At 58.7% G+C, this 20114-nt stretch carries 19 protein-coding genes; 18 read left to right on the top strand and 1 reads right to left on the bottom strand.

Annotation, left to right across the window (positions count from 1 at the left end; translation table 11 throughout):
- Positions 1-138: 138 nt before the first annotated feature.
- From ACQ4OB_RS11790 to ACQ4OB_RS11710, 17 genes are all read left to right on the top strand, one after another.
- Positions 139-546: a F0F1 ATP synthase subunit I gene (locus tag ACQ4OB_RS11790; protein WP_007948092.1), complete on the top strand. Its 408-nt coding sequence runs from the start codon at positions 139-141 to the stop codon at positions 544-546.
- 16 nt (positions 547-562) lie between these two features.
- Positions 563-1432, top strand: coding sequence for a F0F1 ATP synthase subunit A (gene atpB, locus ACQ4OB_RS11785; protein WP_074872208.1), 870 nt, complete (start codon positions 563-565; stop codon positions 1430-1432).
- A 133-nt stretch (positions 1433-1565) separates the two neighbouring features.
- Positions 1566-1823, top strand: a complete 258-nt coding sequence (gene atpE, locus ACQ4OB_RS11780; RefSeq protein WP_002555987.1) for a F0F1 ATP synthase subunit C — start codon at positions 1566-1568, stop codon at positions 1821-1823.
- Between the two features lie 56 nt (positions 1824-1879).
- A complete protein-coding gene (locus ACQ4OB_RS11775; RefSeq protein WP_008155711.1) occupies positions 1880-2350 on the top strand; it encodes a F0F1 ATP synthase subunit B in 471 nt (156 codons plus the stop codon).
- A gap of 12 nt (positions 2351-2362) precedes the next feature.
- Positions 2363-2899, top strand: a complete 537-nt coding sequence (locus tag ACQ4OB_RS11770; protein WP_074872206.1) for a F0F1 ATP synthase subunit delta — start codon at positions 2363-2365, stop codon at positions 2897-2899.
- A 21-nt stretch (positions 2900-2920) separates the two neighbouring features.
- Complete coding sequence (gene atpA, locus ACQ4OB_RS11765; RefSeq protein ID WP_008155713.1) at positions 2921-4465, top strand: F0F1 ATP synthase subunit alpha; 1545 nt, start codon at positions 2921-2923, stop codon at positions 4463-4465.
- 50 nt (positions 4466-4515) lie between these two features.
- Positions 4516-5376 carry a F0F1 ATP synthase subunit gamma gene (gene atpG, locus ACQ4OB_RS11760; protein ID WP_074872204.1) on the top strand — a complete coding sequence of 287 codons (861 nt, stop codon included), beginning with the start codon at positions 4516-4518 and terminating at the stop codon, positions 5374-5376.
- Positions 5377-5403: 27 nt separating this feature from the next.
- Positions 5404-6783 (top strand): F0F1 ATP synthase subunit beta, encoded by a 1380-nt coding sequence (gene atpD, locus ACQ4OB_RS11755; protein WP_033059678.1) that lies wholly within the window; start codon positions 5404-5406, stop codon positions 6781-6783.
- A gap of 45 nt (positions 6784-6828) precedes the next feature.
- Positions 6829-7254 (top strand): F0F1 ATP synthase subunit epsilon, encoded by a 426-nt coding sequence (locus tag ACQ4OB_RS11750; RefSeq protein WP_010465460.1) that lies wholly within the window; start codon positions 6829-6831, stop codon positions 7252-7254.
- 115 nt (positions 7255-7369) lie between these two features.
- A complete protein-coding gene (gene glmU, locus ACQ4OB_RS11745; protein WP_102614486.1) occupies positions 7370-8737 on the top strand; it encodes a bifunctional UDP-N-acetylglucosamine diphosphorylase/glucosamine-1-phosphate N-acetyltransferase GlmU in 1368 nt (455 codons plus the stop codon).
- 214 nt (positions 8738-8951) lie between these two features.
- On the top strand, positions 8952-9728 hold the full coding sequence (locus ACQ4OB_RS11740; protein WP_102614487.1) for a DeoR/GlpR family DNA-binding transcription regulator: 777 nt from the start codon (positions 8952-8954) through the stop codon (positions 9726-9728).
- Position 9729: 1 nt separating this feature from the next.
- Positions 9730-11562, top strand: coding sequence for a glutamine--fructose-6-phosphate transaminase (isomerizing) (gene glmS, locus ACQ4OB_RS11735; RefSeq protein ID WP_102614488.1), 1833 nt, complete (start codon positions 9730-9732; stop codon positions 11560-11562).
- 78 nt (positions 11563-11640) lie between these two features.
- Positions 11641-12543, top strand: coding sequence for a LysR family transcriptional regulator (locus ACQ4OB_RS11730; protein WP_102614489.1), 903 nt, complete (start codon positions 11641-11643; stop codon positions 12541-12543).
- Positions 12544-12674: 131 nt separating this feature from the next.
- Complete coding sequence (locus ACQ4OB_RS11725; RefSeq protein WP_430955732.1) at positions 12675-13301, top strand: glutathione S-transferase family protein; 627 nt, start codon at positions 12675-12677, stop codon at positions 13299-13301.
- Between the two features lie 63 nt (positions 13302-13364).
- Positions 13365-15395 (top strand): pyridoxamine 5'-phosphate oxidase family protein, encoded by a 2031-nt coding sequence (locus ACQ4OB_RS11720; RefSeq protein ID WP_430955731.1) that lies wholly within the window; start codon positions 13365-13367, stop codon positions 15393-15395.
- A 111-nt stretch (positions 15396-15506) separates the two neighbouring features.
- Positions 15507-16703, top strand: coding sequence for a DUF3142 domain-containing protein (locus tag ACQ4OB_RS11715; protein WP_430955730.1), 1197 nt, complete (start codon positions 15507-15509; stop codon positions 16701-16703).
- Positions 16690-18810 carry a hypothetical protein gene (locus ACQ4OB_RS11710; protein ID WP_430955729.1) on the top strand — a complete coding sequence of 707 codons (2121 nt, stop codon included), beginning with the start codon at positions 16690-16692 and terminating at the stop codon, positions 18808-18810. Before ACQ4OB_RS11715 ends, ACQ4OB_RS11710 begins: the two co-directional genes overlap by 14 nt.
- Here ACQ4OB_RS11710 and ACQ4OB_RS11705 read toward each other — a convergent pair whose 3' ends face one another.
- Positions 18811-19440 carry a LysE family translocator gene (locus ACQ4OB_RS11705; protein ID WP_430955728.1) on the bottom strand — a complete coding sequence of 210 codons (630 nt, stop codon included), beginning with the start codon at positions 19438-19440 and terminating at the stop codon, positions 18811-18813.
- A 145-nt stretch (positions 19441-19585) separates the two neighbouring features.
- On the opposite strand from ACQ4OB_RS11705, the gene ACQ4OB_RS11700 reads away from it, so the two are divergent.
- Complete coding sequence (locus tag ACQ4OB_RS11700) at positions 19586-20062, top strand: Lrp/AsnC family transcriptional regulator (protein ID WP_074872185.1); 477 nt, start codon at positions 19586-19588, stop codon at positions 20060-20062.
- The last annotated feature ends 52 nt before the right edge of the window (positions 20063-20114 follow it).

The raw sequence follows: 20114 nt of genomic DNA, 5'->3' as shown, positions 1-20114 counted from the left end.
TCATGTAGCGTGCAGTCGGAAATACTACCTGACAGTTGAATAGGGGCAGAACCGCCCCTATACTCTGCGCGCATTTTGTCGGCACAAATTATGCCAAGTTATTGAATTCCGGCAGCCGATCATTGGGGAGCAAAAACGATGGAGAGCCGCACGCCAAACCGCTTGCCGTTCCATCGCCTGGCAGTTTTTCCGGTCCTACTGGCTCAATTTGTCGTTTTGGTACTGGCCGCTTTGGCGCTTTGGTACTGGCATGGAGTCGTAGCCGGGTACTCGGGACTCTGCGGAGGCCTGATAGCCTTGCTACCCAATGTTTATTTCGCTCACAGGGCATTTCGGTTTTCCGGCGCCCGAGCAGCTCAAGCCATCGTCCGGTCTTTTTATGCCGGCGAGGCGGGCAAACTGATTTTGACGGCAGTGCTCTTTGCATTGACGTTCGCAGGTGTGAAGCCATTGGCGCCGCTAGCTGTATTCGGCGTCTTCGTGTTGACCCAACTGGTCAGCTGGTTCGCGCCCCTGCTGATGAGAACAAGACTTTCGAGACCTTAGGGCGTTTGAGGCAACCATGGCAGAGACAACCGCTTCGGGCTATATCCAGCACCACTTGCAGAACCTGACCTTCGGTCAGCACCCAACTGGCGGGTGGGGTTTTGCCCACACCGCAGCAGAAGCCAAGGAAATGGGCTTCTGGGCTTTCCACGTCGATACTCTCGGCTGGTCGGTCGCGTTGGGTCTGATCTTCGTTCTTCTTTTCCGCATGGCGGCAAAGAAGGCGACTTCCGGTCAGCCTGGTGCTTTGCAGAACTTCGTTGAAGTATTGGTCGAATTCGTCGATGGCAGCGTGAAAGACAGCTTCCATGGCCGTAGCCCGGTGATTGCACCGTTGGCACTGACCATCTTCGTCTGGGTCTTCCTGATGAACGCCGTCGACCTGATCCCGGTCGACTGGATTCCTCAGCTGGCCATCCTGATCACTGGCGATTCGCACATTCCGTTCCGTGCCGTATCGACCACTGACCCGAACGCTACCCTGGGCATGGCCCTGTCGGTGTTCGCGTTGATCATTTTCTACAGCATCAAGGTCAAGGGCATCGGCGGCTTCATCGGCGAACTGACCCTGCACCCTTTCGGCAGCAAGAACATCTTCGTTCAAGCCCTGCTGATCCCGGTGAACTTCCTGCTGGAGTTCGTGACACTGATCGCCAAGCCAATCTCTCTGGCACTGCGTCTGTTCGGCAACATGTACGCCGGCGAACTGGTCTTCATTCTGATCGCTGTGATGTTCGGCAGTGGTCTGCTCTGGCTTAGCGGCCTGGGCGTAGTTCTGCAGTGGGCGTGGGCTGTGTTCCACATCCTGATCATCACCCTGCAGGCGTTTATCTTCATGATGCTGACCATCGTTTACTTGTCGATGGCGCACGAAGAGAACCATTAAGACCAGTCTCGACTAGTCTGATGTCCCACTCGGTCAAACGAGTGGATGCCCGAACAGGGCTATGAAACGATTTGTTTTACCGCTTTAAAATCTAAAAAACCTAAACCATACGACGTAAAAGTCGGGAGGAAAGATGGAAACTGTAGTTGGTCTAACCGCTATCGCTGTTGCACTGTTGATCGGCCTGGGCGCACTGGGTACCGCAATTGGTTTCGGCCTGTTGGGCGGCAAGTTCCTGGAAGGCGCAGCGCGTCAGCCAGAGATGGTTCCAATGCTGCAAGTCAAAATGTTCATCGTTGCCGGTCTGCTCGACGCCGTAACCATGATCGGTGTTGGTATCGCTCTGTTCTTCACCTTCGCGAACCCATTCGTTGGTCAACTCGCTGGCTGATTGCTCGAACCTTCGAGTAATTGGTGTGATGTGCAACGAACGAGCGAGGTGTTGGCGTGAACATTAATGCAACCCTGATTGGCCAGTCCGTTGCGTTCTTCATTTTTGTACTGTTTTGCATGAAGTTCGTGTGGCCTCCGGTCATCGCGGCTTTGCACGAACGTCAGAAGAAGATCGCGGATGGACTGGATGCTGCCAGCCGAGCAGCTCGCGACCTGGAGTTGGCCCAAGAGAAAGCGGGTCATCAACTGCGCGAAGCAAAAGCTCAGGCAGCTGAAATCATTGAGCAAGCCAAGAAACGCGGTAACCAGATCGTTGAAGAGGCTGTTGAAAAAGCCCGTATCGACGCTGACCGTGTGAAGGTTCAGGCTCAGGCCGAGATCGAGCAGGAACTGAACAGTGTCAAAGACGCGCTGCGTGCCCAATTGGGTGCTCTGGCCGTTGGCGGCGCCGAGAAGATCCTGGGTGCCACAATCGATCAAAACGCGCACGCGGAGCTGGTAAACAAACTGGCTGCTGAAATTTAAGCGAGGGCGATCATGGCAGAATTGACCACGTTGGCCCGACCTTACGCTAAGGCAGCCTTCGAGCACGCCCAGGCCCACCAGCAACTGGCCTCTTGGTCAGCCATGCTCGGCCTGGCTGCAGCAGTGTCGCAAGATGACACCATGCAGCGCGTGCTCAAGGCCCCGCGACTGACGAGCGCAGACAAGGCCGCCACGTTTATTGACGTGTGCGGCGACAAGTTTGATGTGAAGGTACAGAACTTCATTAACGTCGTTTCCGAAAACGACCGTCTCCCGCTGTTGCCGGAGATCGCCGCTCTGTTTGACCTGTACAAGGCCGAACAAGAGAAATCGGTAGACGTTGAAGTCACCAGTGCTTTTGCATTGAACCAAGAACAGCAAGACAAACTCGCCAAGGTTCTCAGTGCACGACTCAACCGGGAAGTGCGCCTGCAAGTCGAGGAAGACAAATCCCTTATTGGGGGCATTGTCATCCGCGCCGGCGACCTGGTAATCGATGGCTCGGTTCGCGGAAAACTCGCAAACCTTGCCGAAGCATTGAAATCTTGAGTTTGAAGGGGCAGCAGAGCAATGCAGCAACTCAATCCTTCCGAAATAAGTGAAATTATCAAGGGCCGCATCGACAAGCTCGATGTGACCTCCCAAGCCCGTAACGAAGGCACTGTCGTCAGCGTATCTGACGGTATCGTGCGGATTCACGGTCTGGCCGACGTCATGTACGGCGAGATGATCGAGTTTCCGGGCGGCGTCTTCGGTATGGCTCTCAACCTGGAGCAAGACTCCGTAGGTGCCGTTGTATTGGGCTCCTACCAGTCTCTGGCTGAAGGCATGAGCGCCAAGTGCACTGGCCGCATCCTCGAAGTTCCGGTTGGTAAGGAACTGCTGGGTCGCGTAGTCGACGCACTGGGTAACCCAGTTGACGGCAAAGGTCCGCTGAACAACACCGAGACCGATGCGGTCGAGAAAGTTGCTCCGGGCGTGATCTGGCGTAAGTCGGTAGACCAGCCTGTACAGACTGGCTACAAGGCTGTCGATGCCATGATCCCTGTCGGCCGTGGCCAGCGTGAGCTGATCATCGGTGACCGTCAGATCGGTAAAACCGCTCTGGCGATCGACGCGATCATCAACCAGAAAAACAGCGGCATTTTCTGCGTCTACGTAGCGATCGGTCAGAAACAATCGACCATCGCCAACGTGGTTCGCAAGTTGGAAGAAAACGGCGCACTGGCTAACACCATCGTCGTGGCTGCGAGCGCTTCGGAATCTGCAGCACTGCAGTTCCTGGCACCGTACTCCGGTTGCACCATGGGTGAATTCTTCCGCGACCGCGGTGAAGACGCACTGATCGTTTATGACGATCTGTCCAAGCAAGCAGTGGCTTACCGCCAGATTTCCCTGCTGCTGCGCCGTCCACCAGGCCGTGAAGCTTACCCAGGCGACGTGTTCTATCTCCACTCCCGTCTGCTGGAGCGCGCATCCCGCGTTTCGGAAGAGTACGTAGAGAAGTTCACCAACGGCGCAGTGACCGGCAAAACCGGTTCCCTGACCGCACTGCCGATCATCGAAACCCAGGCTGGCGACGTTTCCGCGTTCGTTCCGACCAACGTGATTTCCATCACCGACGGTCAGATCTTCCTGGAATCGGCCATGTTCAACTCCGGGATCCGTCCTGCTGTGAACGCCGGTGTTTCGGTATCCCGTGTGGGTGGTGCCGCTCAGACCAAGATCATCAAGAAGCTCTCCGGTGGTATCCGTACCGCTCTGGCTCAGTACCGTGAACTGGCGGCATTCGCCCAGTTCGCTTCTGACCTGGACGAAGCGACCCGTAAGCAACTTGAGCATGGTCAGCGCGTTACCGAGCTGATGAAGCAGAAGCAATACGCACCAATGTCGATCGCTGACATGGCGCTGTCGCTGTATGCCGCTGAGCGTGGGTTCCTGACTGACGTTGAAATCGCCAAGATCGGCAGCTTCGAACAAGCGCTGATTGCTTTCTTCAACCGCGATCACGCCGATTTGATGGCGAAGATCAACGTGAAGGGTGACTTCAATGACGAAATCGACGCTGGCATGAAAGCCGGTATCGAGAAGTTCAAGGCCACCCAAACCTGGTAAGCCGCAGCGGGAGCCGCAAGGCTCCCGCTTGCTAACCTGATAGGTGTTACATGGCAGGCGCAAAAGAGATTCGCAGTAAGATTGCGAGCATCAAAAGCACGCAAAAGATTACCAGCGCCATGGAAAAAGTGGCGGTCAGTAAAATGCGCAAGGCACAAATGCGCATGGCTGCTAGCCGTCCTTACGCGGAGCGCATCCGCCAGGTTATTGGTCATTTGGCCAACGCCAACCCGGAATATCGCCACCCCTTCATGATCGAGCGTGAAATCAAGCGCGTCGGTTATGTCGTAGTGAGCAGTGACCGTGGTCTGTGTGGTGGCTTGAACACCAACCTGTTCAAGGCCCTGGTCAAGGACATGGCGGTAAACCGCGAAAACGGCGTCGAGATCGACCTGTGTGTTGTTGGTAGCAAGGGTGCGGCTTTCTTCCGCAACTTCGGCGGCAACGTCGTTGCAGCTATCAGCCACCTGGGCGAAGAGCCGTCGATCAATGATCTGATTGGCAGCGTCAAGGTGATGCTGGATGCCTACCTGGACGGCCGTATTGATCGCCTGTCCGTGGTGTCCAACAAGTTCATCAACACCATGACGCAACAGCCTACTGTGGAGCAGTTGATTCCACTGGAGGCGACCGCGGATAAATCGCTCAAGCATCACTGGGACTATCTCTACGAACCGGATGCCAAAGAGCTGCTTGACGGCTTGATGGTCCGTTACGTCGAGTCGCAGGTCTACCAGGCGGTGGTCGAGAACAACGCGGCTGAACAAGCTGCGCGGATGATCGCGATGAAGAACGCTACCGACAACGCCGGTGATTTGATCAGCGATTTGCAGCTGGTCTACAACAAGGCGCGTCAGGCTGCGATCACCCAAGAGATCTCGGAAATCGTCGGCGGCGCTGCCGCGGTTTAACGGTTCAAATATTCAGAGGATCCAGCTATGAGTAGCGGACGTATCGTTCAAATCATCGGCGCCGTTATCGACGTGGAATTTCCACGCGACAGCGTACCGAGCATCTACAACGCGTTGTTGGTACAAAGCGCGGCCGGGACTACTCTCGAAGTTCAGCAACAGCTGGGCGACGGCGTGGTTCGTACCATTGCGATGGGTTCCACCGAAGGCTTGAAGCGCGGTCTGGAAGTCAAGGATTCTGGCGCAGCCATCTCCGTACCGGTCGGTAAAGCGACCCTGGGCCGGATCATGGACGTACTGGGCAATCCGATCGACGAAGCTGGCCCGATCGACACCGAAGAGCGCTGGGGCATTCACCGTCCTGCGCCAACCTTCGCTGAACAAGCGGGCGGCAACGACCTGCTGGAAACCGGCATCAAGGTTATCGACCTGGTTTGCCCGTTCGCCAAGGGTGGTAAAGTCGGTCTGTTCGGTGGTGCCGGTGTAGGCAAAACCGTAAACATGATGGAACTGATCCGTAACATCGCCATCGAGCACAGCGGTTATTCCGTGTTCGCCGGTGTGGGTGAGCGTACTCGTGAGGGTAACGACTTCTACCACGAGATGAAGGATTCCAACGTTCTGGACAAAGTGGCACTGGTTTACGGTCAGATGAACGAGCCGCCGGGTAACCGTCTGCGCGTAGCACTGACCGGCCTGACCATGGCCGAGAAGTTCCGTGACGAAGGTAACGACGTTCTGCTGTTCGTCGACAACATCTATCGTTACACCCTGGCCGGTACTGAAGTATCCGCACTGCTGGGCCGTATGCCTTCCGCAGTAGGTTACCAGCCGACCCTGGCCGAAGAGATGGGTACTCTGCAAGAGCGTATCACTTCGACCAAAAACGGTTCGATCACCTCGATCCAAGCGGTATACGTACCTGCGGATGACTTGACTGACCCGTCGCCAGCGACCACTTTCGCCCACTTGGACGCCACCGTCGTTCTGTCCCGTGACATCGCTTCCCTGGGTATCTACCCAGCGGTCGATCCACTCGACTCGACTTCGCGCCAGCTGGACCCGAACGTAATCGGCCAGGACCACTACGACACCGCTCGCGGCGTACAGTATGTTCTGCAGCGTTACAAGGAACTGAAGGACATCATTGCGATCCTGGGTATGGACGAGCTGTCGGAAGCCGACAAGCAGTTGGTAAACCGTGCTCGTAAGATCCAGCGTTTCTTGTCGCAGCCGTTCTTCGTGGCTGAAGTCTTCACCGGTGCTTCGGGTAAATACGTTTCCCTGAAAGACACCATTGCTGGCTTCAAAGGCATCCTCAACGGTGACTACGACCACCTGCCAGAACAAGCGTTCTACATGGTCGGCGGCATCGAAGAAGCGATCGAGAAAGCCAAGAAACTGTAATCCCGGCGCCCGGCAACGGGCGCTAATTTAGGTTGAGGCAATCAGATGGCTATGACAGTCCATTGCGATATCGTCAGCGCGGAAGGGGAAATCTTTTCCGGCCTGGTCGAGATGGTGGTTGCGCACGGTGCACTGGGTGATCTTGGTATCGCCCTGGGTCACGCGCCGCTGATCACTAATCTCAAGCCGGGTCCTATCCGCCTGATCAAGCAGGGCGGGGAAGAGGAGGTGTATTACATCTCCGGCGGTTTCCTCGAGGTTCAGCCGAACATGGTCAAGGTACTTGCCGACACTGTGCAACGTGCTGCCGACCTGGACGAAGCCTCCGCTCAGGAAGCCGTTAAGGCTGCCGAGAAGGCCTTGCATGAACGAGGTGCAGAATTCGATTACGGTTCTGCTGCCGCACGTCTGGCCGAGGCTGCAGCTCAGCTGCGCACCGTCCAGCAGATCCGCAAGAAGTTCGGCCACTAATAGGCCACCGCTTGTTGTGCGATTGATTAAAAAGGGTAGCCTCGGCTACCCTTTTTTCTTTTTAGAATTCAAAACCTGGTCGCAGCCGCTGACCACCCAGGATTGGTAGCCAGTCATGTCTTTAGAAATCGTTATTCTCGCTGCTGGTCAAGGCACTCGCATGCGTTCGGCACTGCCGAAAGTGCTGCATCCGATTGCCGGCAACTCGATGCTAGGCCATGTTATCCACAGCGCCCGGCAACTTGATCCACAACGCATCCACGTGGTGATCGGCCATGGCGCCGATGCCGTGCGCGAGCGTCTGGCCGCTGATGATCTGAATTTCGTCCTGCAGGACAAACAGCTTGGGACTGGCCACGCCGTTGCTCAAGCGGTGCCTTTCATTGAGTCCGACACCGTCCTGATTCTTTATGGCGACGTGCCATTGATCGAAGTCGAGACCCTGCAACGTCTGCTCAAGCAAGTAGCGCCGCAGCAATTGGGTTTGTTGACAGTAGAACTGGATGATCCGACGGGCTATGGCCGCATTGTCCGCAACGCTGACGGCAAAGTGACGGCCATCGTCGAGCAGAAAGACGCCAACGAAACCGAACGTGCGATCACTGAAGGCAACACCGGCATTCTGGCCCTGCCGTTCGCGCAATTGGCTGGCTGGATGAGCCGTCTTTCGAACAACAACGCTCAGGGCGAGTACTACCTGACCGACGTGATCGAGATGGCAGTCAGTGACGGTCTGGTGGTGGCCACCGAGCAACCGCATGACGCCATGGAAGTGCAGGGCGCCAACGACCGCAAGCAGCTTTCCGAGCTTGAGCGCCACTATCAACTGCGCGCTGGTCGTCGGTTGATGGCTGAGGGCGTGACCCTGCGTGATCCTGCTCGTTTCGATGTACGCGGTGAAATCACCGTCGGCCGCGACGTGCTGATCGACATCAACGTGATCCTCGAAGGCAAGGTCGTTATCGAGGATGACGTGGTGATCGGCCCGAACTGCGTAATCAAGGACAGCACCTTGCGCAAAGGTGTGGTGATCAAGGCTAACAGCCACATCGATGGCGCGGTGCTCGGTGAAGGCAGCGACGCCGGCCCGTTCGCGCGTTTGCGTCCAGGTACTGTGCTGGAAGCTCGTGCCCATGTGGGTAACTTTGTCGAGTTGAAAAACGCTCACCTGGGCGAAGGTGCCAAGGCCGGTCATCTGACCTATCTGGGCGATGCAGAGATTGGCGCGCGTACCAACATCGGTGCGGGCACCATCACCTGCAACTACGACGGTGCCAATAAGTGGAAAACCGTGCTGGGTGAAGATGTGTTCATCGGTTCCAACAACTCGTTGGTTGCGCCTGTGGATATCTCTTCGGGTGCGACCACGGCGGCGGGTTCGACCATTACGCAGAATGTGGATAACTTGCAGTTGGCCGTGGGTCGTGCACGGCAGAAGAATATCGATGGTTGGAAAAGACCGGAGAAGATTAAGAAAAGCTGAGTTATCCACATATTTGTGACCTGCTTAAGTTATTCACAGGCAGCACCATCGAATTCGCGGGCAAGCCCGCTCCCACATGGATCTCGCAAAACCTGTGGGAGAGGGCTTGCCCGCGATGCTTTTATCCGCAGGTCTTTTTATCGCCCCGCGCTTGACGTTGTTTCGCCAATAGGTTTTGATTGCTTCCGCTATCTTTCGAATCGAAACTTAAGCCATGTCGAAACGCAATACACCTCAACGCCGTCACAACATCCTCGCCTTGCTCAATGAGCAGGGCGAAGTCAGTGTGGATGAGCTGGCCAAGCGCTTCGAAACGTCGGAAGTCACGATCCGCAAAGATCTCGCCGCGCTTGAGAGCAACGGTTTGCTGCTGCGCCGTTATGGCGGAGCGATCACCTTGCCTCAAGAACTCGTAGCCGACCTCGGTCAGCCGATATCCAAATACAAGCAAGCCATCGCTCGCGCCGCCGTTGGGCGGATTCGCGAGCATGCGCGGATCATCATCGACAGCGGCAGCACCACGGCGGCGATGATTCCGGAACTCGGCCAGCAGCCGGGCCTGGTCGTGATGACCAACTCCCTGCACGTCGCTAATGCCTTGTGCGAACTTGAGCATGAGCCGGTCCTGTTGATGACCGGCGGCACTTGGGACCCGCACTCCGAGTCTTTTCAGGGGCAGGTGGCCGAGCAGGTACTACGCTCATACGATTTCGACCAGTTGTTCATCGGTGCCGATGGCATCGACCTGGTTCGCGGCACCACCACCTTCAACGAACTGCTTGGGCTGAGCCGGGTCATGGCAGAAGTCGCCCGGGAAGTGGTTGTCATGGTGGAGGCCGACAAGATCGGCCGCAAGATTCCCAACCTGGAGCTGCCCTGGAGCAGCGTCCATACCCTTATAACCGATGATCGCCTGCCGCTCGAGGCACGGGATCAGATACAGGCCCGCGGAATCAACTTGATCCTCGCGGCTGTCAGTCAGGAGAAATAGCATGTGTGGAATTGTCGGCGCAGTCGCAGAACGTAACATTACCGCCATCCTGCTCGAAGGCTTGAAACGCCTGGAATACCGTGGCTATGACAGTGCAGGGGTGGCGATCTACACCAATGACGAACAGCTTGTGCGCCTGCGTCGCCCGGGCAAGGTCAGTGAATTGGAACTGGCGCTGGCTGAAGAGCCGCTGGTCGGCCGCCTGGGTATTGCCCACACCCGCTGGGCCACCCACGGTGCGCCGTGCGAGCGCAACGCTCACCCGCATTTTTCCGATGATCTGGCGGTGGTGCACAACGGCATCATCGAGAACCACGACGCCCTGCGCGATCAACTGAAAGCCTTGGGTTACGTGTTCACCTCGGACACTGACACCGAAGTCATTGCTCACCTGTTGCACCACAAACTCAAGGATCTGCCGGATCTGACCGTGGCCCTGAAGGCTACTGTCAAAGAGTTGCACGGTGCTTACGGTCTGGCGGTGATCAGTGCTCGGCAACCGGATCGTCTGGTCGCCGCGCGTAGCGGCAGCCCGCTGGTCATCGGTTTGGGCATGGGTGAAAACTTCCTGGCTTCCGATCAGTTGGCCTTGCGTCAGGTCACTGATCGCTTCATGTACCTGGAAGAAGGCGATATCGCCGAAATTCGCCGCGACAGCGTGCAGATCTGGGACGTGAGCGGCCAAGTGGTCGAGCGTGAGTCGGTGCAGTACCGCGATGGCGCCGAAGCCGCTGAAAAAGGGGAATTCCGCCACTACATGCTCAAGGAAATTCATGAGCAACCGGTGGTGGTGCAGCGCACCCTGGAAGGTCGCATCAGCCACAATCAAGTGCTGGTGGAAGCGTTCGGTCCACAGGCAGCCGAGCTGTTCGCCAAAGTGCGTAACGTGCAGATTGTCGCGTGCGGTACCAGCTACCACGCCGGTATGGTTGCTCGTTACTGGCTCGAAGAACTGGCCGGCATCCCGTGCCAGGTCGAAGTCGCCAGCGAGTTCCGCTACCGCAAGGTAGTGGTACAGGCCGACACGTTATTCGTGACCATTTCCCAGTCCGGCGAAACCGCCGACACCCTGGCTGCACTGCGTAACGCCAAAGAGTTGGGTTATCTCGCGAGCCTGGCGATTTGCAACGTCGGCATCAGCTCATTGGTGCGTGAATCCGACCTGACTTTGCTGACCCAGGCCGGTCGCGAAATCGGTGTGGCTTCGACCAAAGCGTTCACCACTCAATTGGTCGGTCTGCTGTTGCTGACCTTGTCCCTGGGCCAGGTTCGCGGGACGTTGGCCAACGGCATCGAAGCCACGTTGGTCGAAGAGTTGCGTCGCCTGCCAACCCGCCTCGGCGAAGCCTTGGCCATGGACGGTACCGTCGAAAAAATCGCCGAGCTGTTCGCCGAGAAAAACCACACCCTGTTCCTCGGTCGTGGTGCGCAATTCCCGGTGGCAATGGAAGGGGCGCTCAAGCTCAAGGAAATCTCCTACATCCACGCCGAAGCCTATCCGGCCGGCGAGCTGAAACACGGCCCGTTGGCGCTTGTGGATAACGACATGCCAGTGGTCACCGTGGCACCAAACAACGAGCTGCTGGAGAAGTTGAAATCCAACCTCCAGGAAGTCCGCGCCCGTGGCGGCGAGCTGATTGTCTTCGCAGACGAACAAGCTGGCATGACCAATGGCGAAGGCACTCATGTTGTGCAAATGCCGCACATCCACGACATCCTGTCGCCGATCCTCTACACCATTCCGCTGCAGTTGCTCTCGTATTACGTTGCCGTGTTGAAAGGCACCGACGTTGACCAGCCGCGTAACCTGGCGAAGTCGGTGACGGTGGAATAAGTTATCCACAGGTGATGGAAACATTAAAAATCGCAGCCTTCGGTTGCGATTTTTTTTATCTGAATTGAGGACACGCCCATGGACCGATTCCAGGAAATGCAGGTCTTCGCTGCCGTCGCCCAAGACCAAGGCTTCTCGGCGGCGGCGCGGCGTTTGGGCCTGTCGGCTGCTAGCGTCACCCGTGCGGTAGCAGCGCTGGAGAAACGCATCGGCACGGTGCTGCTGACGCGAACTACCCGCAGTGTGCATTTGAGTGAGGCGGGTCAGCGTTACCTGGAAGACTGTCGGAGGATTCTCGCCGAGGTGCAGGAAGCCGAGGATTCGGCGGCGGGCAGTCATACCCAACCGCGTGGGCAACTGACGATTACTGCGCCGGTGTTGTTCGGTGAGCTGTTTGTCACGCCTGTAATGGTGAATTATCTGACGCAGTTTCCTGAAGTCAGCATCAATGGGTTGCTGGTCGATCGAGTGGTCAGCATGGTCGAGGAGGGCATCGATGTCGCTGTGCGTATAGGTGAGTTGCCCGACAGTAATCAGCATGCGATTCGCGTGGGTGAGGTTCGGCGGGTGATTTGCGGCTCGCCGGGGTTCCTGACGGCCCATGGTCGACCTCGACATCCTCAGGATCTGGCTCAGGTGCCGGTTGTTGCGACGTCTTCTATCGGTCAGTCGAGAACCTGGCCGTTCCTCGAAGGGGGAGAGCCGCTGACTGTTCGACCCACGCCGCGCCTGGTGGTGACGGCCAATCAGGCGGCGATTACGGCGGCGTGCCTGGGCTTGGGGCTGACCCGGGTTCTGTCTTATCAGGTCGCGAGCAAAGTCGCTTCCGGTGAGCTGGAAATCGTTCTGGCGGACTTCGAACTGCCGCCATTGCCTATCCATGTGGTCTATCAGGGCGGGCGCAAGGCCCCTGCGCGGATTCGCAGTTTTGTGGATTTTGCGGTGAGCGCGCTGCGTGAGCATCCGTCCTTGCAGGCGTGAGGGTTTATTTCATCAGATGAAATAATGGATTGCGTTGGCTGGTTATTCTGTTGTTTTGGGTGCGGGTGGAAGATAGCGCCCCATCGGTGCTGAACACTGTTCAACAGCGCCACCACCCAGCGGAGTCGACCATGCAAGCGATCAAACTCTACAACTTCCCACGTTCCGGCCACGCTCACCGCGTAGAGCTGATGCTGTCCCTGCTGCATTTGCCCACCGAGCTGGTATTTGTCGACTTGGCCAAGGGCGCGCACAAACAGCCGGACTTCCTCGCGCTCAATGCGTTTGGCCAGGTTCCGGTCATCGATGATCAAGGCGTGGTGCTGGCCGATTCCAACGCGATTCTGGTTTATCTGGCGCAAAAGTATGGCGACGGACGTTGGCTGCCAACCGATCCGGTCGGGGCGGCCAAGGTTCAGCGCTGGTTGTCGATTGCCGCAGGGCCGATTGCCTTTGGCCCCGCCAGGGCGAGGCTGATCACGGTGTTTGGGGCGGCTTACAACGCTGAAGAAGTGATCGCTTATTCCCACACCGTGCTCAAAGTGATCGATCAGGAACTGGCCGCAACGCCGTATCTGGCTGGCGCCGAGCCAACCATTGCCGACGTTTCTGCCTACAGCTATATCGCCCATGCGCCAGAAGGCAACGTGTCGCTGGAGGACTACGCGAACATCCGCGCCTGGCTGGCACGGATCGAAGCCTTGCCAGGGTTTGTCGGCATGCCGCGCACTGTGGTCGGTCTGCAAAAAACCGCCTGATGCTTACGGCCCGTCATTGTCGGGTTGTTCACACTGCGCCGATGGCGCAGGGGAGAAGTCGTTGTGGATCGTTCACCCTGGCACGCCGGCGAAAAACAATTGCAGGTTCATGTGGGCATTGCCGAGCGAATGGAGGTGCTCGGTCGTAAGGTGATTCGTCGCGAGATGCCGGATCAGCACCGCACGTTTTATGAGCAATTGCCGTTCATGCTGTACGGCGCGGTGGATGCCGACGGTAATCCCTGGGCCAGCATTCTTGAAGGGCCACCGGGTTTCGCTCACTCGCCAACGCCGGGTGCGCTGCAATTTAGCAGCCTGCCGGGGGCTGATGATCCGGCGCAATTAACGGACGGCTCGGCGATCGGCCTGCTGGGGATAGAACTGCACACCCGTCGCCGCAATCGTCTCAACGGCCGAGTCGGCGCGATGACGGCGAGCGGCTTCGATGTGGCGGTTGAACAGTCTTTCGGCAATTGCCCGCAATACATCCAATTGCGGCAGTTTCGCTCGGTGCCGTTGGCGGAGCCGTCGACTCGCATCGCGCAACGCCTCAACGGGCTGGATGAAGCGGCCAAATCCCTGATCGCGGGAGCCGATACATTCTTTGTCGCCAGTTATGTCGACGTTGATGGCCAGCGCTCGGTGGACGTTTCCCACCGCGGCGGCCAGGCCGGTTTCGTACAGGTAGAAGGCAATCGCCTGACCATTCCGGATTTCGCCGGCAACCTGTTTTTCAACACCTTGGGCAACCTGCTGCTCAATCCCCGGGCCGGTTTGCTGTTTATCGATTTCAATTCGGGAGACCTGCTGCACCTCAGCGGCCGCACCGAAGTCATTCTTGAAGGGCCGCAGGTCGAGGCGTTTCAAGGGGCCGAGCGCTTGTGGACATTCGAGGTGGAACGCGTTGTGCTTCGGCCCGCCGCGCTTGCTCTGCGCTGGCGCTTCGACGGCGTGTCACCCACCAGTTTGCTCACCGGCACCTGGGAGCAGGCCAACGCCCGTCTGCAAGCCCAGGCCTTGGGCGATCGTTGGCGGCCGCTGCGGGTGGCGCGCATTAAAGAGGAAAGCCACAACATCCGCTCGATCTATCTGGAACCTGCCGACGGCGCGGGGTTGCCAGTGTTTCAGGCCGGACAGCATTTGCCGCTGCGCTTCAACATTGCCGGCGAGGTGCACATCCGCACGTACAGCCTGTCGAGTGCGCCGTCCGATGATTTTTTCCGCATCAGTGTGAAGCGTGAAGGCTTGGTGTCTTCGCACCTGCATGAACAGGTGCGCGTCGGTGATCTGTTGGAGGCCCGTGCGCCTCAGGGGCATTTCACCGTGGCGCCCAATGAGCGTCGGCCGCTGGTGTTGTTGGCTGCCGGTGTCGGCATCACGCCGCTGCTGTCGATGCTGCGCGAGGTGGTTTACCAGGGCCTGCGCACCCGCCGCATCCGGCCGACCTGGTTTTTCCAGAGTTCGCGCACGTTGGCCGATCAAGTGTTTCGTCCTGAGCTGGATCGTTTGCTCGAGGACACAGGGGATGCGGTCAGGGTGTTGCGTCTGGTGAGTCAGCCGGAAGCCGGGGCCTTGGAGGGTGAGGATTTTGACCTGACAGGGCGGATCGACACCGGGCTGCTCAAGACCCTCCTTGAAGTGGAGGACTACGATCAGCTGGATTTTGTCCTATGCGGTCCGGGCAGTTTTACCCAAGGGCTGTACGACGGCCTGCGGGAACTGCACATCCGTGATGCAAGGATTCACGCCGAAACCTTCGGCCCCTCGACCTTGCGCCGAGTGCCGGACCCCGACTCGGTGGTCATCGAGCAACCGCCCGCTGCTACCACCTCGGTGCCGGTGGTGTTTCAGCGCTCGGCTAAAGAGGCGCGCTGGCAACCGGACGGTGGCAGTTTGCTGGAGTTGGCGGAAAGCCGTGGATTGCGCCCGGAATTCAGCTGTCGCGGCGGTTCCTGCGGGACCTGCAAGACCCGGCTGATCAGCGGGCAGGTGAATTATCCACAGCCGCCAGCCGAAGTGCCGGACGACGGACAGGTGCTGATTTGCTGTGCGATTCCGGCGCAGGGATCGCAACCTTTGGTATTGGATATTTGATGATTCAGCACCGGTGATCATTGCCCGCAAGCCACTGGCTAAGTAGGGTAGCGAGCAGAGCGAAAAAGGGCCTTGAGAGGCCCTTTCTGCATTTCAGGGATAAGACTTTTGATGGTTTTTTTCATTCGCATGATCGGTTTGCTGGCGATGATGGCGTTGCTCAGCGGTTGCGAACGACAGGACGCGCCACCGCTTGATCAGCAACTTTACGTCTGGCAACGGCAATGGACACCGGCCCACGAATCAGCGCTGAGGGACAGCCGCGCTGACTTTTCCACCCTGCGGGTGCTGGCCTTGCAGGCATTCCCCGAGGCGGGTTGGAGCCGGGCGCGGATTGACCCGGCGCTGCTCAAACGCGATGGGCGACCACTGATCGCGGTGATTCGTCTTGATGGCCAACTCAAGTCGCTGGATCGGGACGTAGTCACCGCGCAGATCCGGCAAGTCCTCGGCGATTGGCAAGGGCAGGGGTTGAATCTCTCCGGCGTGGAAATCGACCACGATGCCGGTAATGCTCGGCTACCGGCCTACCGCGAATTTCTTATGCACCTGCGCGCAGTTCTGCCTGCCTCTCTGCCGTTGAGCATTACCGCGTTGCCGGCCTGGCTCGACAGCCCCGAGTTGCCGGCATTGTTATCCACAGTCGACAGCAGCGTGTTGCAGGTACACGCGGTGAGCGATCCGCGTCTTGGCTTGTTCGACGCGGATCAGGCTAGGCAATGGACCAAGGCCTGGAGCCGCATCGCTGCCAAACCTTTCTATCTGGCGCTGCCGGCTTATGGCGTGGCGTTGTTTCCGGGAGAGGGCAGTGCGCCGGTAGTGGAAAGCGAAGTGCCGATAGAACGAGGCGGCAAGCGCCGGGAATTGCTGGCCGACCCGCAGCAACTGAGTCGGCTCGCGACCGAGTTCCGCAACGATCCGCCCGCTCATCTTGCAGGACTGATCTGGTTTCGTTTGCCGCTGGCGAGCGACCGCCGGGCCTGGAGCCTGACGACCCTGGGCGCCGTGGCGCGCGGCGATGCCCTCGACAGTCGACTGGCGTTGAAACTCTCGGTGCAGAACGATCTCTACGACATCAGCCTCAGCAATCAGGGCAACCTCGACAGCGCCTGGCCCGAACGCCTGACTCTCGCGGTGCAGGGCTGTGACGGTGCCGATGCGCTGGCCGGTTATGCATTGCAACAGCGGCCGGATCTGCTTACCTTCACCCGCCTGCGCGACGGTCGAATACCGGCGGGCGGGCAGCGCGCCATGGGTTGGGCTCGTTGCGCGCATATTGATCAAGGAGGTTCGAATGTTGACCCGTAACTGGCCCCGCCATCTGCTTTGCCTGAGCCTCAGCCTGCCGCTGGGTTCGGCACTGGCCTGTGGGCCGGATTTCCCGATGCGTCTGCTGGACAACCGCGGTCAGTCGCTGGCGGAACTGCCGGAAGGAAATTTCAGGTTTGAAATCAGTCGCCTCGGGCATGCGGTCGCCGGGCTGAAGAACGTCACCGAAACCGCCTATAACATGGAGGCGCCCGACTACGCAGAACAGCGGGATAAGGCTGAGCAATCCGGTTTGACGGCTGAGCAGCAAGCGCGGGTGAAACAGTTGCGCAGCCTGACCGATGCGCAGGAGGTCGAGAGTCAGGGCGCGAGCCTTCCGCCGGAGCTCAAGCTCTATCTGGCCGGCGCTGTGGCATTCAATGCCGGCGATCATGGACTGGCCGCCGAGTACTTCCAAAAGGTGCTGGCACTGCCGGCGGATCAACGGGTGTTGCGCAGCACGTGGGCGGCTTATTCGCTAGGTCGGGCGCTGTTTGCCATGAGTTCCGAAGCGGACGCTGGCCCTGACGTGTTGGCTCAATCGGCAAAGGCCTTCGAGCAGGCCCGTCAACTGAGCATCGACGGCTTCAGTGACCCTCTGGAGCTGGGCGTCGCCAGCCTCGGCGAAGAAGCCCGCGTCGCCCGCACGGCCGGCGACTGGAACCGCGCTATCGAACTTTATGCCACGCAAAACCTGCAGGGTTCGGCGGTGGGTTACACCTCGCTGAAACTGCTGGTAGCCGACCTCGCGGCACTGCCGGAGGATCAACTGGCCGTGTTGCTCGAGGGCAAACCAGTGCAGCAACTGGTGACCGCGTCGTTGATCAGCCGACTGGGCTGGTCATTCGGTGATCAACCGCCGAACGAATTGAAACTGATCAAACTGCTGCAAAACAGCACCCGCGGCAGCCTCGATAACGCGGATCGCCTGGCGGCGGTGAATTATCAACAGGGTGATTACGCCAGCGCCAAGGCGTTCCTCGAACACGCCGGTGATGGCGGACTGGCGTGGTGGCTGCGGGCCAAACTGGCCGTGCGCGATGGCGATAAAAACGCGGCTGCCGCGGCATACGCCAAGGCTGCCCAGGCCTTCCCGCAGAATGAGTCGTGGGGCGAGCGGCGCACGCCAGACTGGGACTTCGAAACACTTCAGCCCAAGTGCCGGGTCGAGGGTGAAAGCGCGATCCTGGCGTTGCAACGCGGGGATTACCTGCAAGCGTTCGATCAGCTTTATCGCAGTAAGGATATCTACTGGTTCGACGCCGCCACGGTCGCCGAGCGGGTGTTGACCGTCGATGAGCTCAAGCAATACGTCGACACTCAAGTGCCGGCACCGCCCCCTCTGACTCAGCAGGATCGCGACAACTATGTGCAGTTACCGGTGGCGGCGAAACTGCGCAATTTGCTCGGGCGGCGCTTACTGCGCGAAGAGCGGTACGACGAGGCACCGGCGTACTTCGAGAACGTCGAGTTGCAACACAAGGCTACGTGGTACGGGCAGTGGCGCCACGACGCCGAATCCAAATGGTGGCCGACCAAACGGGCATTCGCTTATTACCAAGCAGCGACACTGGCGCGTTTCGACGGAATGGAGTTGTTGGGCTACGAGCTGTCCCCGGATTACGCGACCTTCGGTGGTAATTACAGTCTCGAAAACAGCGAACTCAAGGTCGGTTCATTAGTGGCTGAAGGTGAAGTCAAACGTCAGCTGGCAAGCGCAGCCCTGCCCGATCAGCGCTACCACTATCGTTTTGTCGCCACCGCATTAGCCAGTCGCGCAGCGGACAATTTGCCGCATTCCAGTGCGGCCTTTGCGGCAGTGCTGTGTGATGCGGCGGGGTGGAACAGCAGCCTTGAAGAAGAAAGCGCCTTCTACCAACGCTATGTAAAAGAAGGGCCGTACGTGTATTGGGCAGTGAACTTCGGTCTCCATTGTCCCTATCCTGATTTCCAGAACGCTGACAAACGTTATGTAACCCAGGCATTGGACCCTGTTCGCTCGGCCTTGCGACCTTACAAAAAATGGCTGCAAGCGGGCGGCGTTGTTGTGTTTACAGCGGTAGCGCTGGTGCTGATCAATCGCCGCAAGCGCAAGGCGCTGGCGTAATCAGGCTTGTTGCACAAAGGTCAGCCGCACGGCGAAGCCGATCAACAAGCTGCCGAACAGCCACTGCTGCACGCGCTGGGCTGAAGGACTGCGTTGCAGCCAACGGCCCAGCGCTGCGCCGGTCAGTGCGTAAGCGCTGTCGAACAGCAAACCGACACCGACCAGCACTATCCCGAGGGTCGCAAATTGTGCGAGCACCGGTCCGGCGTGTGGATCGATGAATTGCGGCAGCAGCACCGAACAGAACAGCAAGGCTTTGGGGTTGAGCAGGTTAGTCAGCAAACCGCGCTGGATCGCTGCGCGCCAGCGAGGTTTCTCGGTGGTGGCGTCTGCTCCGCTCAAATTCGGCAGCATAGTGGTTCGCAGGCATTGAATGCCGATCCACAGCAGATAGGCGGCCCCGGCCAGGCGTACCACGTCGAACGTCCAGGGCGCAGCCTTGAATAGGGCCGCCAACCCCAACGCAGCCAACGCCACATGGCAACCACGGGCAATGCCCAGACCCACCGCAGTCGCCAGCGCCGCACTTTTGCCCTGACGAGCGCCGGTCTGCAACAGCAGGATCATGTCCGGGCCCGGCAACAGATAGACCACCGCCAGCGCCATGAAAAACACCCAGAGTCCTGCCACGTTGCACCCCCTTCGTTGTCGATTCGGTACGGCCAGTCTATGGCCGAAGGGCAGGGCAGGTGGTTGCGTAGTTCGCTTCTAAACTGCTTCGGGTTGGCATAACCTGCCACTCAATTGCAGTTAAACCATCAGGATCTGCCAAACCATGAAACTCGACGCCTACGACCGCAAGATTCTCGCAGCCCTGCAACGGGACGGTCGCCTGAGTAATGTGCAACTGGCTGACGAGATCGGCCTGTCCGCCTCGCCTTGCTTGCGCCGGGTACGGATGCTCGAAGAAGCCGGGGTCATACGCGGTTACCAGGCCAATCTGGATCGCGACGAAGTGGGGCTTGGGTTGACGGTGTTTGTCGGGGTCAAGGTCGAACGGCACAACGATGAACAGGCCGAAGCCTTTCGCCTGGCCGTGACCGCGTTGCCCGAGGTGATTTCGGCTTTTCTGGTGTCAGGGGAATCGGATTTTCTGCTGCAAGTGGTGGTGCCGGACCTGCGCGCCTATGACCGTTTCCTCACGGGGCGGTTGCTGAAGTTGCCGGGCGTGAGCGACATCCGCAGCAACTTTGCGATTCATACCGTGAAGACGCCGGGGGCGTTGCCGCTGGAACATTTACCCGCGAACTAAGATCGTTCCCACGCTCTGCGTGGGAATGCCTCAACGGACGCTCCGCGTTCGG

The organism is Pseudomonas sp. ES4, from assembly GCF_050586665.1.
Taxonomy (GTDB): domain Bacteria; phylum Pseudomonadota; class Gammaproteobacteria; order Pseudomonadales; family Pseudomonadaceae; genus Aquipseudomonas; species Aquipseudomonas frederiksbergensis.
This window is presented reverse-complemented; position numbering and strand designations above follow the sequence as displayed.

Excerpts from the sequence above, each read along its gene's own strand:
- ACQ4OB_RS11740 (WP_102614487.1), top strand. The coding sequence starts at position 8,952 with ATGTCGAAACGCAATACACCTCAACGCCGTCACAACATCCTCGCCTTG.
- atpB (WP_074872208.1), top strand. The coding sequence starts at position 563 with ATGGCAGAGACAACCGCTTCGGGCTATATCCAGCACCACTTGCAGAAC.
- atpE (WP_002555987.1), top strand. The coding sequence starts at position 1,566 with ATGGAAACTGTAGTTGGTCTAACCGCTATCGCTGTTGCACTGTTGATC.
- ACQ4OB_RS11715 (WP_430955730.1), top strand. The coding sequence starts at position 15,507 with ATGGTTTTTTTCATTCGCATGATCGGTTTGCTGGCGATGATGGCGTTG.
- atpG (WP_074872204.1), top strand. The coding sequence starts at position 4,516 with ATGGCAGGCGCAAAAGAGATTCGCAGTAAGATTGCGAGCATCAAAAGC.
- ACQ4OB_RS11700 (WP_074872185.1), top strand. The coding sequence starts at position 19,586 with ATGAAACTCGACGCCTACGACCGCAAGATTCTCGCAGCCCTGCAACGG.
- atpA (WP_008155713.1), top strand. The coding sequence starts at position 2,921 with ATGCAGCAACTCAATCCTTCCGAAATAAGTGAAATTATCAAGGGCCGC.
- ACQ4OB_RS11730 (WP_102614489.1), top strand. The coding sequence starts at position 11,641 with ATGGACCGATTCCAGGAAATGCAGGTCTTCGCTGCCGTCGCCCAAGAC.
- ACQ4OB_RS11710 (WP_430955729.1), top strand. The coding sequence starts at position 16,690 with ATGTTGACCCGTAACTGGCCCCGCCATCTGCTTTGCCTGAGCCTCAGC.
- atpD (WP_033059678.1), top strand. The coding sequence starts at position 5,404 with ATGAGTAGCGGACGTATCGTTCAAATCATCGGCGCCGTTATCGACGTG.
- ACQ4OB_RS11725 (WP_430955732.1), top strand. The coding sequence starts at position 12,675 with ATGCAAGCGATCAAACTCTACAACTTCCCACGTTCCGGCCACGCTCAC.
- glmS (WP_102614488.1), top strand. The coding sequence starts at position 9,730 with ATGTGTGGAATTGTCGGCGCAGTCGCAGAACGTAACATTACCGCCATC.
- ACQ4OB_RS11790 (WP_007948092.1), top strand. The coding sequence starts at position 139 with ATGGAGAGCCGCACGCCAAACCGCTTGCCGTTCCATCGCCTGGCAGTT.
- ACQ4OB_RS11770 (WP_074872206.1), top strand. The coding sequence starts at position 2,363 with ATGGCAGAATTGACCACGTTGGCCCGACCTTACGCTAAGGCAGCCTTC.
- glmU (WP_102614486.1), top strand. The coding sequence starts at position 7,370 with ATGTCTTTAGAAATCGTTATTCTCGCTGCTGGTCAAGGCACTCGCATG.
- ACQ4OB_RS11750 (WP_010465460.1), top strand. The coding sequence starts at position 6,829 with ATGGCTATGACAGTCCATTGCGATATCGTCAGCGCGGAAGGGGAAATC.